Consider the following 17,375-nt stretch of genomic DNA (forward strand, 5'->3'; position numbering starts at 1 on the left):
AACAGACACCCCAGCAAACGGCGCGTACCGTCACGTCAGCGTGACGGACGCGCCGTTTGTTCGTCCGGACGGGAAGGGGGCAGCGGTCGTTCCCCGTTCAGCCACTCGTGGGCACGGAGGGCAATTTCGAGACAAAGCCGGTAGTGCGGGAGAGCATAGTCGGGCGGAAGGCACTCTTCGATCTTTTCCAGACGGTGATACAAGGTTTGGCGGTGAATGTAGAGCTTGGTGGCGGTCTCCTGCTTGGAGAGGTTGGAATCAAGGTAGACGCGCAGCGTGTGGACGAGCTGTGTGCCGTGCTCTTCGTCGTAGCGAATCAGCGCTCCCAGGTAGTCGTTGATGAACGGTTTCAACACCGAATCGTGGGGGACGTGAAAGAGCAGGCGGAACAGGCCGAGATCGGCGAAGTAGGGGCTGGGGGAATCGTGCTGAAAGGCGAGCGCCTGTTCTGCCTCGGCCAGGTGCCTGCCCGCTTCCGCCAGCCGAACGCCAGGACGGCTGACGCCGAACAGCACTTCCGTGTCGGCGCCCATCACCTGCCGGCAGACCCGTCTCATCTCGGCCATCGCCTTGTCGAGGGAGCGGCGGGCGTCTGCTGCTCCGTACGGGCCGATCGCAAGCAGGTAAAAGCGGCTGCCCTTGCAGCGGATAAACGGGCGAAAGCCCAGCCGCGCGAGGAGCGAACGGAACACGCCGGTCAGTTCGTGCGGCGGCAGGGGAGAGGCGTGCTCGTCGCCGTCACGCCGCAGGGACATGAGCAGGGTGTGGTAGACGGGCGTTTTGCCTGTGCCGGCCAGTCCGAGCAGCGCGCGAATCTGTTCTTCCGTCAGCGTACGGTTGGCGATCAGGTCGTCAAACAGCCGGTTCTCCGTCGCCAGCGCCTGCTCTTCGGCAAACATCCGGCGCATCAGGACTTGGGCCAGGGCGCTGACGGTGTAATCCAGCGTGAGCAGCAGGTACTCGTCCGCTTCCCGTTCGTACAAAATCAGGCCGAGGTACGCCAGGAGGTGGCCCATCGCGGTCACCGGCTGGTAGATGATGCGCTTTTTGTCGGACAGGGCGAGGACGCCGTTGCCCGCTTCCGCCGAGGGAATCGCCGGAAAGGCGGAGCGCATCAGGGACGCCAGCTCGCTCTGGACGGTCTGCGGGAGCGGCGGCACAAATTGCGGGGGCGCTTCCGGTGAGTAGAAAAACACCTGGGTCCCCACGGCCGCCTGAAAATGCTGCAGCAGCTTGGAAATGCCCTGCGCCTGCAGGCTCAACTGCTGCAGGCCGCGCGAGTAGGACTCCAGGTTGCGCAGCGCCTGCATCTGCCGATTGATCAGATGTTCGTGGAGATCGAGCGTGATGTCGACGAAGCGGACGGGCTGGTGAAACACGATCAGGGGAAAGTCGTGATGGTCGGCCAGTTCCAGCATGTCATCGGGCACGTGCGGGATGTAGGCGCCCAACTCGATACAGAGGCCGACCGCTTTGCGGCGGATCAGCTCGGACAGGTAGGCCAGCCGTTTCTCTTTGGCCTCGCCGAAGCCGAGACCGGTGGACAGGATCAGTTCGCCGCCGTTGAGGAACTGACAGGTGTCGGCGGCTTCCAGCACGTGGACCCAGCGGATGGGACGGGACAATCCGCGGCTGCCGGCCACCACCTCCGCGTCGCGAAACAGCGGCCGTCTGACGGCATCGGCCACAGTGAGACGCCAGTCGTTGTTCATGCTTCCCCTCCTCTTGACAGTCTGTATGATGAATACTACCCAACTACTGGCAGTTTGTCTAGTGATGCTGCGTAAAATATTCAGATAAGATGGAACTATCAAACGAATGGCAAGGAGTTGATGTAATGAGCACGACGACCGTTGGACCCAAACTGAAGAACTACATCGCCGGCGAGTGGGTGGAATCCCAGGCCGACCGCTACGAGGACATCCCCAATCCGGCTACGGGCGAGCTTTTGTCGCGCGTTCCGCTGTCGACCAGAGACGACGTGGACATGGCCGTCCAGGCGGCCAAGGCGGCGTTTCCCGCCTGGAGCGAGACCCCGGCGGTGGAGCGGGCGCGCGTCATGTTCCGCTTCCAGCATCTGCTGTGGGAAAACCAGGACGAACTGGCGCGGATGATCACGCTGGAAAACGGGAAGAACCTGCCCGAGGCGCAAGCCGAACTGCTGCGCGGGATTGAAATGGTGGAGTTTGCCGCCGGGATGCCGACGCTGTTGATGGGCGAGACGCTGCCCAATATCGCCAGAAGCATCGACTGTCAGGTGATCCGCTTTCCGCTCGGCGTCGTGGCCGGTATCACGCCGTTCAACTTCCCGCTGATGGTGCCGATGTGGATGTACCCGATCGCCATCACGGCGGGCAACACGTTTGTGCTCAAACCGTCCGAGCGCACGCCGCTCTCCTGCATCCGGATTGCCGAACTGCTGAAGGAAGCGGGCCTGCCGGACGGCGTGTTCAACGTGGTCAACGGCGCTCACGACGTCGTCAACGGCCTGTTGGAGCATCCGGATGTGAAAGCGGTTTCGTTCGTCGGCTCCCAACCGGTCGCCGAGTACGTCTACAAAACGGCCGCCGCCCACGGCAAACGGGTGCAGGCGCTGGCCGGCGCGAAAAACCACCATCTCGTCATGCCTGACACCGACCTGCGCCGCGCGGCCAAAACGATTGTCAGCTCCGCGTTCGGCTGTGCGGGGGAACGCTGCATGGCGGCCAGCGCCGTCGTGGCGGTGGAGGAGATCGCCGACGAACTGATTCAATACCTGGTCGAAGAGTCCGACGCGCTGAAGATGGGCAACGGACTGGAGCCCGGCGTCGATCTGGGGCCGGTGATCCGGCCGGCTCATCTGGAAAAAGTGCACGGCTACATCGAGAAGGGGATCGCCGCCGGTGCCCGTCTGGTCCGGGACGGCCGGGAAGACGCCAAGGCCAAACCGGAGGGCTTTTTCCTCGGCCCGACCATCTTCGACCAGGCGGACGCGGAGATGGTCATCGTCCGCGACGAGATTTTTGCGCCGGTGTTAAGCGTGATGCGGGTCAGCGATTTTGAAGAGGGGCTCGCGGTCATCAGCAGGTCGCGCTTCGGCAACGGCGCCACCATTTACACCAACAACGGCAAATGGGGACGGGAGTTCGTCCAGCGCGTCGAGGCCGGCATGGTCGGCGTCAACGTGGGCGTTCCCGCGCCGATGGGCTTCTTTGCCTTCTCCGGCTGGAAGCATTCGTTCTACGGCGACCTGCACGCCAACGGCAAGGACGGCGTCGAGTTTTACACCAAGAAAAAGACGGTGACGTCCCGCTGGTTTGACGACGGCGATACCGCCATCGGGTCGCAGAAAGTGTTCGTGAAGTAGCGAGAGGAGGAACGGCAGATGACCCAAGAGCAGCAGACGCAAACCCATGACAAGGAAGAGCTGTTGGCAAAAGACCGGGCCCACATGTGGCACCACATGTCCCCGTACAACCCCAACCCGATGATCGTCACCGAGGCGAGCGGTTCCTGGGTGACCGACATCGACGGCAACCGGTATCTGGACGGGATGTCCGGCCTGTGGTGCGTCAACATCGGGTACGGCCGGGAGGAACTGGCGGAGGCGGCCTTCGAGCAGTTGAAATCGCTCGCCTATTTCCCGCTGACGCAAAGCCACGTGCCGGCGATCAAGCTCTCGGAAAAAGTGAGCGAATGGCTGGGCGGCGAGTACCGCGTCTTCTTTTCCAACAGCGGGTCGGAAGCGAACGAAGTGGCGTTCAAAATTGCCCGCCAGTACCACCACCAAAACGGCCAGCCCGGCCGGTACAAGTTCATTTCCCGCCACCGCGCCTACCACGGCAATACGATGGGAGCGCTGGCGGCAACCGGCCAATCGATCCGCAAGCAGAAATACGAGCCGCTGGCGCCCGGCTTTCTGCACGTCTCGCCGCCGTACTGCTACCGCTGTCCGTTCGGTAAATCGTACGGTAGCTGCAGCCTGGAGTGCGCGCAGGTCTTTGACGAGGTGATCAACTGGGAAGGGGGAGAAACTGTTGCCGGCGTCATCATGGAGCCGGTCATCACCGGCGGCGGCGTGATCGTTCCTCCGCCGGAATACCTGCCGAAAGTGCGGGAAATCTGCGACAAATACGGTGTCCTGCTGATCGTGGACGAAGTGATTTGCGGCTTTGGCCGTTCCGGACGGAAATTCGGCCACCAGAACTTCGGCGTCAAGCCGGACATCGTGACGATGGCCAAAGGGATCACCAGCGCCTATCTGCCGCTGTCGGCGACGGCGGTGCGGGCGGACATCGCCGACAAGTTCAACGAGCAGGGGGTAAACCTGCACTTCCGCCACGTCAACACCTTCGGCGGCAATCCGGCGGCCTGTGCGCTGGCGCTGAAAAACCTGGAGATCATGGAAGAAGAAAAGCTGATCGAAAAGGCGGAACGGCTGGGCGCGGAACTGCGGGAAAAGCTCTCGTTCCTGGAGAATCATCCGCATGTGGGCGACATCCGCAGCTTCGGCTTCCTGATGGGCATTGAAATGGTGGAAGACCGCGCCACCAAGGAACCGGCCGCCCCCGACAAGCTGACCAGGGTGATCGCCACCTGTAAGAAGCGCGGCCTGATCATCGGCCGCAACGGGGACACGGTTCCCGGCTTCAACAACATCCTGACGCTCTCCCCGCCGTTCTCCACGACCAGCGACGACCTTGATTTCATCGCCCGCGTCCTGCGGGAAGCGTTTGAGGAATTGGCCTAGAACAGGCGGAAGTCTTGAACAGAGCGGCACCTTTTCCCGGGGACAGCCAGGCCTTGCCAGGCAGGCAACCGGGAAAACGGTGCCGTTTTTTGCAGGAAAAACGGAGAAGAAGTGGAAGTGATGCGTATCTCGGAAGAAGAGGAGGGTCGTCTGATGGGAAACCCGACGGACGGACAGCACGGACCGTCGCTGGAGCAGCTCATGGCGGAAATGAAAGACCTGGAAGGGCACGCCCTCAGGCTGAGCGAACAGGCGGCGACACCACTGGAACAAAAGTGCCTGCAGGGGATGGCTGTGGCGTTCCGCTTTGTCGCTGAAATAGCCAAAGGCGGAGCGGGCAGCGTCCAGGAACACATGTCAATGCTTCCGCACATGGCCAGGTATCTGGCCGTGGAGGGACCGCAAGCGGAACGGCAAGCGATGCGACCCAAAACGCCCCCTTTGCAGACGAGGCCGGAGCATGCCGCACGGGAACAGTCTCTGCAAGGGGAATCCGAAACTGTAGAGTCAGGGCGAAAGCCGACACCCGAGGAACGGTCCTGCTCGTTTTGCGGAAAAGGGGAGCGCGCCATCAAGAAGCTGGTGCCCGGGCCGGGCGTGGCGATCTGCGGTGAATGCCTGGCGTTCGCCAAGCAGGTGCTGGAACAGGGAGGGGGGCCTCGTCCTTCCTGATCGTTTTGGATGATCAGCTTGCCAATCCTCTCGGCCCAACAACACCGGGAAAGCGAAAGACATCACGGGCCAAACGGGCAAGTTATATCAATTAACCATACCTGTCAATACACCTTTGCTTATTTTATTGCAACCCAAATTTCATTATATGAATTCGGACTATAGAAATCAGAATCAATATAACGTTATGCGCAACTATAATCCGAAGTATACAAGTAGGAATTATCGGTTATTTCATTACGCGCAAGGGAGGATCTGCCATGTACAAGTCTCGCAACCTGATTCATGTGGCGGCATCGGCCGCCCTGCTCGCCGCGATCGGCATTCCGTCGGCCGCATGGGCCGATCCCGCCGTCCAACCGGCCGACGCAGTCGTCCAATCGACACCGGCCAAGGCCGCTTCCGGAGAGTGGGCTGCTTACATAGAAAAACGGTACGGCGTCAAGCTGTCCGGCGCCGTCACGCGCGATCAGTTCGCCGCCGCTCTTGGTAAGATTTTAGGAACAGCTTCCATTCTGACGGAAACACCCCCGTCGATCCCGTCGCTGTTTCCACAAGGCACCGCCGTCTCCGGCAAACTGCCTGTCTGGGAAGCCCTCAGCGCGGCGGTGAAGGCGGCCGAACTGAAGGAACTGGCCTATACCTATTCCGAGGAAAAAGTGGCCGCTGCCTGGAAGAAGGCGGGGTGGACCTACACGAAAAACGGCGTCGTCCCGCATCAGGCGGCGCAGGAACTGGCGGCCGCGTTCGACAGCGGACTGGTTGCACCCGCCGCGCTGGCGGGCGTAACAGCGGACGCCGCCACGACGGCGGATCTGGCGTATCAGCTCCTTGGCAAAGTGGCCGAGTTTCACGGTCAAACCCAGAACGCTCTCGGGTATCTGAGCGATGACGACATCGTTGGCAAACTGGTTCAGGCCTGGAACGAGTCGCAGATCATCCGGGCGGAAGAGCTGCAAAAAGTAGTGGACGAAGGCCTCAAGCAAAACCTGATCACCGGCTACAACCTGAAGGACACGCGGTTTGATCCCCATTTTGATCCGGAGCGGACTATCACCTACGGCCACAGCGACATCGTTCACGCCATCCAGCTCATCGGCCTCCTGCGCAGCGAGGGCATTCAGGCCAAGGTCCAGCTGGAGCCGAAAACGTCTGCCTTCGTCTATCGGAAAGAGTGGGGAGAACCGGTCCAGACGGAGGATTGCCGGGTGGTGCCGATCGACAACGGCAACCACATCGCGTACGCCAAAGAGTACGACCTGAGCTTCGAATTTGCCAGCGTCGAGGAGAAACAGCGCTTCCAGCCGCTCATTTTCCGATACGCCAAACGCAACCAGGAGGACGTGACCGGCCTGTTGAAAGGTTCCTGGTGGCAGCCGCTCTACTATTCGCTGACGAAGCTGGAGGATTATCCGGTGATCACCAACCACGTGCTGAAAGACGGCCGCTTCCTGGCCCAGACGTTCTCCTTGAACGAACAGTCGGCACAGGTAATCGCAGGGCTGAAGAAAATCAACCCGTCCGTCCAGATTGCCACCTACCAATTCTGGGTGGATCAGCCGTTTTACCAGTACCTTAAGGGAGAGTACAAATAACCCTAGCCGTGTTCGCCGCGATCTCCGTCCTGTTCGGCCAGATACGCCCTCATCCCGCGGACAAACATGTCGAGAATCACGTCGTGCTGTGTCTTGCTGCCGACGCGGGCGCGGATTTGCTCCAGCTCCGCCGCCAGTTCGGAATCAAGGTGCAGATTGATGGTTTTACCCTTGCTGCGGGGGTGGATCTCGTAATGGCCGGAGCACTGACGGCCGCTGCCGTCCACCACCGCATCGGCGCCGAGCAGCTTCCGGTCGGGCAGATACAGGCACGGCGCTTCCAAAACGATATGGGTCAGTTCCTCGCTGAACCGGATGGCGAGGGGCTGCCCCTTTTTTTTGTGAAAATCGCGGATTTGCCGCGAGCGCTCCTGATTTTCCAGCGTGTTGGCCAGCGTGACGACAGCCAGTTCCATAGCTCCTCCTTACGGGACGGGCAGGGGGGCCGCGGGACGTTCCGGCGGGTGCAGCTCCGTTTCCGGGATCCCGACCACCACTTCGCCGCTGCCTTCCACCTGTACGTGATAGCGAAAACAATCGACAGCCAGTTCCGCCGAGATGACCACCGCCCATTCCTGCCGCGTTCCCCGCGTGATCCGGACGCGGTCCAGCACGTCGTACGCCGGGGTTAACAGCCCCTTTTGGTACAAAAAGCGGAATACGTCCTGCCGCGGGTAGAGAAACCGCTTGTTGCCCTGCTTCCCGGTGAGCAGGGGGAAGGCTTCCCGCTCGTCGATGACGGCACCGAGGTGTCCTTCATCCGCCCAGCGTTTGATCGACGCCATGCTGCCCGTCCGTCCGTGCCGGGCGGCCAGCAGATCGAGGATTTCCCGCGAGGACAGGTACGCGCTGCGTCGGCGGCGCTGTTCTTCGTAGGCGGCCCGCTCCGCCTCCACCTGCTGCAAGCGTTCGGTCGCCTCTTCGATCTGGCGGCGGAGCTGGGCGATCAGCAGGTCGTAATCCTTCATGCCCGCTGCCTCCTTTCCCCGTTTTGGTAACAGCGTATTCGCCGGTGAAACCATTCATGCCATCCGGGTTGATTTGATTTCAGTGGCAAGCTACCGGAAACCGCGATGAAACCATCATAAAACCGCTGTTCTATACATTGATTAATAGCAGGCACCTGCCAGTTGGAAAACGTGTGAGGAGGTTGTTGGAAGATGAGCGTCCATCGCGAACCAGCGGCTGCGCGAGCGGGGCTGGAACACCGTTTCCGGGAAGTGGTCCCGGCGCTGAAGCCGAAAGAAGCCGTCGACGAAGCCAACCGCTGCCTGTACTGCTACGACGCCCCCTGTATCAAGGCCTGTCCCACCTCGATCGACATTCCGTCCTTTATCAAAAAGATCGCGACCGGTAATCTGTACGGATCGGCCCGAACGATCATGGAAGCCAATCCGGTGGGCGCGAGCTGCGCCCGCGTCTGTCCCACCGAAGAGCTGTGCGAGGGCGCCTGTGTGTTGAATCACGCGTCCCGTCCGATCATGATCGGTCTCCTGCAGCGTCACGCCACTGACTGGGCGATCAAAAACGGGGCGGTGCTGTTTCGGGCCGGAGAGAAAAACGGCAAGCGGGTGGCCGTTGTCGGCGCGGGGCCGGCAGGGCTGTCGGCGGCCCGGGAACTGGCTCGGTTGGGTTATGAGGTAACCGTTTTCGAGGCGAAGGCAAAAGCGGGCGGCCTCAACACCTACGGCATCGTCTCGTTTCGGCTCCCCCAGGAGATTGCGCTCTGGGAGGCGGAACAGATCGCGGCCATGGGCGTGACGTTCGTCACCAACACCCGGGTGGGCGTGGACGTACAGCCCGAGGAGCTCCTGCGGCAGTTTGATTCGGTCCTGCTCGCCGTCGGCATGGGAGCGGTCCCCCCGCTCCACATCGAAGGGGAGGATCTGGACGGCGTGCTGGACGCCATCTCCCTGGTGGAGGAGACGAAAACCAGGCCGCTCACGGACGCGATGATCGGCAAAAACGTGGTGGTGATCGGCGCGGGCAACACGGCGATCGACGCGGCCACCTGTTCGAAGCGGCTGGGCGCCGCGAACGTCCGGATTCTCTACCGGCGGACGGAGCAGGAGATGACCTGTTACCCGTTTGAATACGAGTTCGCCAAGCAGGAGGGCGTGGAATTCCGCTGGCTGGTGGCCCCCACCCGCATTCTGGGCGAAAACGGCCGGGTGACCGGGCTGGAGCTGATGCGAATGGAGCTGGGCGAGCCGGACGAAAAGGGGCGGAAGCGGCCCGTGCCGGTTCCCGGCAGCCAGTTCGTCATCCGGACGGACTACGTGGTCAAGGCGATCGGTCAGGAGCGTCACCTGCCGCTGATCGAAGCGTTCGGGCTGGCGCACCGGAACGGGATCGTCCAGGTGGAGGAAGGCACCTACCGCACGTCCGATCCGCGCGTGTACGCCGCCGGAGACGTGATCTTCGGAGGCGGCAGGACGGATGCGATGGTGGTCGATGCCGCCAATCACGGCAAGCGGGCCGCGTACGCCATCCACGCCGCGCTGAGCGGACAGGCGCAGCCGGTGTGAAGCAGGGAGAAAAGGAGGCGAAGTACCATGGCAGATCTCAGCATCAACCTGGCGGGCATTTCATCCCCCAATCCGTTTTGGCTGGCATCGGCGCCGCCGACCAACTCCGGCTACCAGGTCCAGCGGGCGTTTGAAGCGGGCTGGGGCGGAGCGGTGTGGAAGACGTTGGGCGAGCCGATCGTCAACGTCACCTCCCGGTTTGCCGGCCTGCACGTCGGCGGACAGCGGGTGATCGGCTTCAACAACATCGAGCTGATTACGGATCGTCCGCTCGACGTGAATCTGAAAGAGATCGAGGAGACGAAAAAGAAGTTTCCCAAACACGCGCTGATCGCGTCGCTGATGGTGGAGCACAAGCGGGAGGCCTGGCACGAGATCGTGAAAAAGGTGGAGGCCGTCGGCGTGGACGGACTGGAGCTGAACTTCGGCTGTCCGCACGGGATGGCGGAGCGGGGCATGGGCTCGGCGGTCGGCCAGCACCCCGACCTGATCATCCAGCAGGTGGAATGGGTAAAGGAAGTGGCGCAGACCCCCGTCATCGTCAAGCTGACGCCCAATATCACCGACATCCGCTTTACCGCCCGGGCGGCGGTGGCAGGCGGAGCGGACGCCGTCAGCATGATCAACACGATCAACAGCCTGATCGGCGTCGATCTGGACAGGTGGCTGCCGATCCCGCACGTGGACGGCAAAGGCGCGCACGGCGGATACTGCGGGCCGGCCGTGAAGCCGATCGCCCTCAACATGGTGGCGGAGTGCGCCCGCGATCCGAAGGTGGGCGTCCCGATCTCCGGCATCGGCGGAATCTCCACCTGGCGCGACGCCGTCGAGTTTCTGCTGATGGGGGCGACGGGCGTACAGGTGTGCACGGCGGCGATGCACCATGGATTCCGCATCGTCGAGGACATGATCGACGGACTGAACAACTACCTCGACCAGCGCGGCATCAAGTCGGTCATGGACATCGTCGGCAAAGCGGTCCACACCTACTCCGACTGGGGCAATCTCAACCTCAACTACAAAGTGGTCGCCCGCATCCACGAAGAGACGTGCATCAACTGCAACAAGTGCCACATCGCCTGCGAGGACACCTCCCACCAGTGCATCGACATCGTCCGGGACGAAGCGTCCGGCAGGGAGCGGCTGGTCGTCAGGGAGGAGGACTGCGTCGGCTGCAACCTCTGTTCGATCGTCTGTCCGGTGGAGGGGACGATCGAAATGGTGGAGGTGCCGACGGGACAGCCGCCGCTTACCTGGAACCAGCGGCAGGCCGCTCTGGCCGCCCAAGGGAACTGCGGCACCGGCTGCGAGTAAGTCATGTGGGGAGGCCGTTTCGCATAGCTTGTACTGACGAGGGCACGGGCCGTTCGTGCCCATACGCCAATGGAGCGGGAAAGGGAGGAAGCGCGCATGAAAAAAGTGATTCGCGGCGGCACCGTGGTGACAGCCGCCGACACCTACCGGGCGGACGTCTTGATTGAAGGGGAACGGATCACGGCCATCGGCAGTGAACTGCGAGCAGACGGCGCGGAGGAAATTGACGCCGCCGGCTGTTATGTCCTGCCGGGGGGGATCGATCCGCACACGCATCTCGACATGCCGTTCGGCGGGACCGTGACGGCGGACGACTTTTTTACCGGCACCAAGGCGGCCGCGTTCGGGGGCACGACCAGCATCATCGACTTCTGCCTGACGAAAAAAGGGGAGACGCTTCGCTCGGCCATCGCCACCTGGCACGAAAAAGCGCGCGGCAAGGCCGTCATCGACTACGGGTTTCACCTGATGATCGCCGAGGCGAACGACCAGGTGCTGGATGAACTGGAGAGCGTGGTTTCGACCGAGGGCATCACCTCGCTGAAAGTGTTTATGGCCTATAAAAACGTGTTTCAGGCGGACGACGAGACGCTGTTCAAGACGCTCGTGCGCGCCAGGGAGCTGGGGGCGCTGGTGCAGGTGCACGCGGAGAACGGGGACGTGCTGGACTACCTGACGAAGAAGGCGCTGGCGGAGGGGAATACCGCCCCCATCTACCACGCCCTGACCAGGCCGCCGGAAGCGGAAGGGGAAGCGACCGGGCGGGCCATCGCGCTGACCGCCTTGGCCGATGCCCAACTGTACGTCGTCCACGTCTCCTGCGCGGCGGCCGTGCAGCGGATCGCGGAAGCGCGGGAACGTGGACTCAACGTCTACGGCGAGACCTGCCCGCAGTATCTCGCGCTCGACATCACCGCCCTTGAGAAGCCCGACTTTGAAGGGGCCAAATACGTCTGGTCGCCGCCGCTGCGCGAAAAGTGGAACCAGGACGTGCTGTGGAACGCGCTGAAAAACGGCATTCTGCAGACGGTTGGCTCGGACCACTGCGCGTTCAACTTTTTCGGCCAAAAAGAGCTGGGCAAAGACGACTTTACCCGAATTCCCAACGGCGGACCGCTGATCGAGGATCGTTTGGCCATCCTCTATTCCGAGGGCGTCCGTCAGGGGCGGATCAGCCTGAACCAGTTCGTCGACGTCTGCTCGACGAAGGCGGCCAAACTGTTCGGGATGTTTCCGAGAAAAGGCACCATCGCGGTGGGCTCCGATGCGGACGTCGTCATCTTCGACCCGCGCGTCAAACGGACGCTCTCCGCGCAGACCCACCACATGAACGTCGATTACAACCCGTTTGAAGGCATGGAGGTATACGGCGAGGTCGTCTCCGTCCTGTCGCGGGGAGCGTTTGTCGTCCGAAACAAGCAGTTTGTCGGCCTGGCGGGCGCAGGGCAGTTCATCAAGCGCGCCGCGTTTGAACGGCCGTAACGGGAAGGGGGAAGACGGCATGGGAAACAAGGTGACGATCGGTCTGATCCAGGCGAAAAACGACGTGCACGGGGACGAACCGGTGCACGTCCACAAGGAAAAGGCGATTGAAAAACACGTGCGGATGGTCCGCGAAGCGGCGGCAAAGGGAGCCCGGATCATCTGCCTGCAGGAAATCTTCTACGGCCCGTATTTCTGCGCCGAACAAAACACCAAGTGGTACGAGGCGGCCGAAGAAGTGCCGGACGGCCCGACGACGCAGCTCTTCCGGTCGCTGGCACGCGAGCTGGGGGCGGTGATCATTCTGCCCGTGTACGAACAGGTGGGCATCGGGACCTACTACAACACGGCGGCGGTGATCGACGCGGACGGGACGTACCTCGGCAAATACCGCAAGCAGCACATCCCGCACGTGGCAGCGGGCGGCAACGGCTGCGGGTTCTGGGAAAAGTACTACTTTAAACCGGGCAACCTGGGATACCCGGTGTTTGACACGGCGTTTGCCAAGGTGGGCGTCTACATCTGCTACGACCGCCATTTTCCCGAAGGGGCGCGGCTGCTCGGCTTAAACGGCGCGGAGATCGTCTTCAACCCGTCGGCGACGGTGGCCGGCCTCTCCGAGTATCTCTGGAAGCTGGAACAGCCCGCCCACGCCGTCGCCAACGGATACTACGTGGCGGCGATCAACCGGGTGGGGGTGGAGGCGCCGTGGAACATGGGCGAGTTTTACGGACAGTCCTACCTCGTCGATCCGCGCGGCCAATTTGTCGCCATCGGCAGCCGCGACCAGGACGAAGTGGTCATCGCCGAGATGGACAAAGACGTGATTCACCAAGTGCGCAACACCTGGCAGTTTTATCGCGACCGAAGACCGGAGACGTACGAGGACATGGTAAAGCTGCTTCCGTAATGCGGACAAAACGGACGGCAGGGCGGCGCTGCAGGCGCCGCCAGGCAGGCTGTACGCCCTGCCCGGCTCCGTCGGCCTTACGTCCGGCCAAGCGCAAGACTTCGCCGGACGAATCGCGTCAGACGCGCCGGGTAGGGTGTTTCCTTCTGCCGGTGGCGTCATCATGATCGAACAGGTAAGGAGAGGCGGGCATGAAGCAGATTGTCTATCGCGGGGGGGAGTACAAGGAAGCGCTGCGCGTGGTGGCGGCACAGCGTTACGAACGGGAGGAACGGCGCAGGTTTGTCAACGGCGCCAGCGCGAAAGCGGTGTTCGGATCCGGCGTCTACCTGGTCAGCAACCCGAAGATTGCCGCACAGTACGCGATCTGTCACGCGGAAACCACCTGGGATCAGGCCGCCGTCCTCGCCCAGGAATTGGAGCTGGACGGACTGGCGGCGCTGGACGAGCGGTACGGGGAGAACGAGCTGCGGGCGGACGCCCTGCGCCGGCGGCATACGCCGGAGCAGTTGACGCGTCTGTCGGCAGCGAAAAGTCATGAAGAGTGGCTGGAGTGGACCGGCGACGAGATCCGGGCCTATCTGCTGGATCGGGGCTTTACCGGGATCCGCTACCGCATCAGCCGGGAGCTGACCTATTTTGTCTGTTACAAGCCGCAAGAGCAGATCGGCCGCATCTCGCTCTTGACGGTGTTTGACATACCAGAATAGTCCAAAAGTATCGACTTGTCCATCTTCTTTTGGTAGAATTAGACAACAACCGACATTTTTTCAGAAGGACCGTCTTCTTCGGCAGGACTTCTGGCGCATTTTTTCACATCATTCGTACAATTCTACCAGGGTAAAAGGGGATGGCCAAACACATGAAGCTGCTTCGCAATCTGAGCACACGGACAAAACTGTTCAATCTGGTCATGCTGATGGTCACGTTTCTGTTGATCGTCGGGGGAACCGGGTACTGGCACCTGAAGAAAGCGGAAATACGGATGGGAGCGATGTATCAGGATCAACTGCTGCCGATCAAGTGGATCAATGATTTGCGCGCCCAAACCCGGGCGATTGAAGCCAACGTGTACAAGATGATGCTGGAGACCAGTCCCACGAAGCTGACCGAGATCAAACAGCAGATCGAGACGCGCATCGGGGATTCCAACCAGCTTCTGACGCAGTTGGAACAAAGCAGTCTGGACGAGCGGGAAACTGCGTTTGTCCAGACGCTGAAGGACCTGAACGAAAAGTACCAGAGCGACCGCACACGGGTCATCCAGTTGATTGAAGAAGGCAACCGGGACGAGGCGTACAACTATTTTCGCGCGACGGAAGCCACGCTGGACGGCATCAACCAGGAATTGAAGTCGTGGGCGGATTACAACTCGCAGACGGCCGAAGACATTCACCTCCAAAATGCGCTGGATGCCCGGGCGGCGGAGATGACGCTGATCATCACCATCGGGGCGGCCCTCGTGCTGGCGCTGTCCATCGGGTACGTGATCGCCCGGATGATCGCCGATCCACTGAAGAAAGTGGCGTCCAAACTGGATGAGCTGGCCGGGGGCGATTTGACCGTGCAGCCGGTCGACTTCGACGGCAAGGACGAGGTGGGAACGCTGGGACAGGCCTTCAACAAGCTGGTCGTCCAGCTTCGCTCGCTGATCGGCGAAGTGAAGCTGGCGGGCGAGCAGGTGGCGGCTTCGTCCGAGCAGCTGACGTCCAGCGCCGATCAGACGGCCAAGGCGGCCGAACAGGCGGCCGCCGCCATCCAGGAAATCGCGACCGGCTCCGAGGTGCAGACGCAGCGGACGGCGGAGAGCGTGCGGGTCATGGAGGAATTGGGGACCGCCATCCAGCGGATCGCCACGACCGCCGGCACCGTCTCCGAGTCTTCGGTGCGGGCGGCGCAGGAAGCGGAACAGGGCAACGAATACATCATCAAGGCTGTGGAACAGATGTCCGCCGTTCAAGAGGCGGTGAATCGCGCCGCCGAGATGGTGACGCTGCTGGGGGTTCGCTCGGAAGCGATCGGCGAAATCGTCCAGGTGATCACCGGCATCGCGTCGCAGACCAATCTGCTTGCCCTGAACGCGGCGATCGAAGCGGCGCGGGCGGGCGAACAAGGCAGAGGATTCGCCGTCGTCGCCGACGAGGTGCGCAAGCTGGCGGAGCAGTCCGAGGAGTCGGCGCAGGAGATCGCCCGCCTCATCGGGGATATTCAGCTTGAGACCGGCCAGGTGATGGCCGCGATGAACCAGGGGACGGCGGAGACCGAGGCGGGCAGCGTGGCGGTCCGGGAAGCGGGCCTGGCGTTTCAGCGCATCGTCAGCGCGGCGCAGGCGGTCGCCGAGCAGATTCAGGAGGTCTCGGCGGCAACCGAGCAGATGACGGCCGGTATCCAGCAGGTCGCCTCGTCCATGGACGAAATGAACCGTCTGGCGCAGGAAGCGGCCGTCCACACCCAGGGCGCGGCGGCCAACTCCGAGGAGCAGCTCGCCTCCATGCAGGAAATCGCCCGTTCGAGCGAAAATCTGAACCGTCTGTCCCATCAGTTGCAGCAGACGATCAGCCGTTTCCGCATGTGATCGAAAAAAGCGAAAGACTGGCAGAACGCTTGGTTCTGCCAGTCTTTTTTCGCGGGCCCCGCTCAGGAAGCTCGCTGTCCGGCGCTTCGGGCGGTGATGTTCTCGTAGTCCGCCGCGCTCATCAGGCTCGGGTTGTCCTTCATCAACCAGGTGTAGACGACGAGGGAGATCAACAGCCCACAGGTCCAGGCGTTGTCCCAGACAATGGTCAGGCCGGGGATCTGCTTGCAGACAAACGGCACGGCGATGCCGATCAGCATGGCCCAGATGGCCCGCATGTTGTAGCCGCTCTTGTACGAATACATGCCGTCCGGCCGGTACAGTTCGGTCAGATGGATGCGCCGTTTGCGCACCAGCCAGTAATCGGCGATGGCGATCCCGTCGATGGGACCGAGCAGGGCGCCGTACGTCCCCAGCCAGAGGAAGATGTAGTTGCCGAAGTTCTCCAGGATGTACCACGGCTGCATCAGAAGGGCGACGACTCCGGTGATGATCGCCCCAGCGCCAAACGACATCCGGCGGGGCGCCAGATTTTCCACGGCGCGGGCCGGTGCCACGACGTTGGCCGCCACGTTTGTCGTCAGCGTCGCCAAAATAATCCCCAGCGTTCCCAAAAAGATCGCCAGCGGGGAGAATTTGGCGAGCACCGCCGCCGGGTCCCAGATGGCTTCCCCGTAGATGACCACTGTGGCGGAGGCGACGGCCACCCCGATGAACGAAAAGCCGCCCATGGTGGTTGGCAGGGCGACGGACTGTCCGATCACCTGGGCTTTCTGGCTCTTGGCGTAGCGGCAGAAGTCCGGGATGTTCAGCGCCATGGTCGACCAGAAGGCGATGGCGCCCGTCAAGGCGGGGAAAAACACCTTCAGGAAATCGGCGGTGGTGGTGAGTTTGGACGGAGCGGAGAGCATCGGTCCCCAGCCGCCCGCCTTGGTGACCGCCCAGACGAGCAGCGCCAGGCCCATGATGATCAGCGTGGGCGCGGCCCAGAACTCCATCCGCCTGATCGCTTCCGGCCCGCGGTAGGAGATCCAGACGTTCAGCGCCCAGAAGCCGAAAAAGGCGATCCAGGTGTGGCCGGGAATGCTGCCCCAGCCGCCCAACGACTGCAGCAGTGTGTCGATGGCGGTCCCGCCGAACCAGCAGTTGATGCCGAACCATCCCGCGCCGATCAGCCCGCGGGCCACGGCGGGGATGTGAGCCCCTTTGGAGCCGAACCAGAGCCGGGCGTAGACCGGGTACGGTATGCCGAATTTCGTTCCGGCGTGGGAGTTGAGCAAAATGGGAATGAGGACGATACAGTTGCCGAGAATGATCGTCAGAATGGCCTGCCACCAGTTCATGCCGAGCGAGATGAGTCCGGCTGCCATCGCATAGGTGGGCAGACAGATCGCCATGCCGATCCAGAGACTGGCGAAGTTGTAGGTGGTCCAGTTGTGTTCCTCCCGGTTCGTGGGACGGAGGCCGTCGTTGTACAGCGGACTGTTCCGGATCTGTTTTTCGCCATCTTTCGTCAACGTGACGATGCCGTCCGACTCAACCTGTGTCTTCATCGCAATCCCTCCTTTTG

General features: G+C 62.0%; 14 protein-coding genes. 10 read left to right on the top strand and 4 right to left on the bottom strand.

What is annotated here, in order from left to right; all coding sequences use genetic code 11:
* Positions 1-35 precede the first annotated feature (35 nt).
* Entirely contained in the window at positions 36-1,712 is a 1,677-nt protein-coding gene (locus tag M516_RS0110630; protein ID WP_029099109.1) for a PucR family transcriptional regulator, read from the bottom strand.
* Between the two features lie 125 nt (positions 1,713-1,837).
* Between M516_RS0110630 and M516_RS0110635 the strand changes: the two genes are divergently transcribed.
* The 4 genes from M516_RS0110635 to M516_RS0110650 all read left to right on the top strand — a co-directional run bounded on the left by M516_RS0110635 (position 1,838) and on the right by M516_RS0110650 (position 6,996).
* Positions 1,838-3,346 (top strand): CoA-acylating methylmalonate-semialdehyde dehydrogenase, encoded by a 1,509-nt coding sequence (locus tag M516_RS0110635; protein ID WP_029099110.1) that lies wholly within the window; start codon positions 1,838-1,840, stop codon positions 3,344-3,346.
* An 18-nt stretch (positions 3,347-3,364) separates the two neighbouring features.
* Positions 3,365-4,729 (top strand): aspartate aminotransferase family protein, encoded by a 1,365-nt coding sequence (locus M516_RS0110640; protein WP_029099111.1) that lies wholly within the window; start codon positions 3,365-3,367, stop codon positions 4,727-4,729.
* Positions 4,730-4,882: 153 nt separating this feature from the next.
* Entirely contained in the window at positions 4,883-5,401 is a 519-nt protein-coding gene (locus tag M516_RS25810; RefSeq protein WP_029099112.1) for a ClpX C4-type zinc finger protein, read from the top strand.
* A gap of 260 nt (positions 5,402-5,661) precedes the next feature.
* Positions 5,662-6,996 carry a hypothetical protein gene (locus M516_RS0110650; RefSeq protein ID WP_029099113.1) on the top strand — a complete coding sequence of 445 codons (1,335 nt, stop codon included), beginning with the start codon at positions 5,662-5,664 and terminating at the stop codon, positions 6,994-6,996.
* A 2-nt stretch (positions 6,997-6,998) separates the two neighbouring features.
* Here M516_RS0110650 and M516_RS0110655 read toward each other — a convergent pair whose 3' ends face one another.
* Entirely contained in the window at positions 6,999-7,412 is a 414-nt protein-coding gene (locus M516_RS0110655; RefSeq protein ID WP_029099114.1) for a hypothetical protein, read from the bottom strand.
* A gap of 9 nt (positions 7,413-7,421) precedes the next feature.
* Positions 7,422-7,964, bottom strand: coding sequence for a hypothetical protein (locus M516_RS23285; RefSeq protein ID WP_051188185.1), 543 nt, complete (start codon positions 7,962-7,964; stop codon positions 7,422-7,424).
* Between the two features lie 192 nt (positions 7,965-8,156).
* Between M516_RS23285 and M516_RS0110665 the strand changes: the two genes are divergently transcribed.
* From M516_RS0110665 to M516_RS0110690, 6 genes are all read left to right on the top strand, one after another.
* Positions 8,157-9,524, top strand: coding sequence for an NAD(P)-dependent oxidoreductase (locus M516_RS0110665; protein ID WP_029099115.1), 1,368 nt, complete (start codon positions 8,157-8,159; stop codon positions 9,522-9,524).
* A gap of 27 nt (positions 9,525-9,551) precedes the next feature.
* Entirely contained in the window at positions 9,552-10,838 is a 1,287-nt protein-coding gene (gene preA / locus M516_RS0110670; protein ID WP_029099116.1) for an NAD-dependent dihydropyrimidine dehydrogenase subunit PreA, read from the top strand.
* Positions 10,839-10,934: 96 nt separating this feature from the next.
* A complete protein-coding gene (gene hydA, locus M516_RS0110675; protein ID WP_029099117.1) occupies positions 10,935-12,320 on the top strand; it encodes a dihydropyrimidinase in 1,386 nt (461 codons plus the stop codon).
* Positions 12,321-12,339: 19 nt separating this feature from the next.
* Positions 12,340-13,230 carry a nitrilase-related carbon-nitrogen hydrolase gene (locus M516_RS0110680; protein WP_029099118.1) on the top strand — a complete coding sequence of 297 codons (891 nt, stop codon included), beginning with the start codon at positions 12,340-12,342 and terminating at the stop codon, positions 13,228-13,230.
* A gap of 191 nt (positions 13,231-13,421) precedes the next feature.
* Complete coding sequence (locus M516_RS0110685; protein WP_029099119.1) at positions 13,422-13,940, top strand: hypothetical protein; 519 nt, start codon at positions 13,422-13,424, stop codon at positions 13,938-13,940.
* A gap of 140 nt (positions 13,941-14,080) precedes the next feature.
* On the top strand, positions 14,081-15,805 hold the full coding sequence (locus M516_RS0110690) for a methyl-accepting chemotaxis protein (RefSeq protein WP_238550961.1): 1,725 nt from the start codon (positions 14,081-14,083) through the stop codon (positions 15,803-15,805).
* A 62-nt stretch (positions 15,806-15,867) separates the two neighbouring features.
* On the opposite strand, the gene M516_RS0110695 is transcribed toward M516_RS0110690, so the two are convergent.
* Positions 15,868-17,358: an NCS1 family nucleobase:cation symporter-1 gene (locus tag M516_RS0110695; RefSeq protein ID WP_029099121.1), complete on the bottom strand. Its 1,491-nt coding sequence runs from the start codon at positions 17,356-17,358 to the stop codon at positions 15,868-15,870.
* Positions 17,359-17,375: the final 17 nt, after the last annotated feature.

The sequence above is a fragment of the Brevibacillus thermoruber 423 genome (genome assembly GCF_000454065.1).
GTDB classification, from domain to species: domain Bacteria; phylum Bacillota; class Bacilli; order Brevibacillales; family Brevibacillaceae; genus Brevibacillus; species Brevibacillus thermoruber.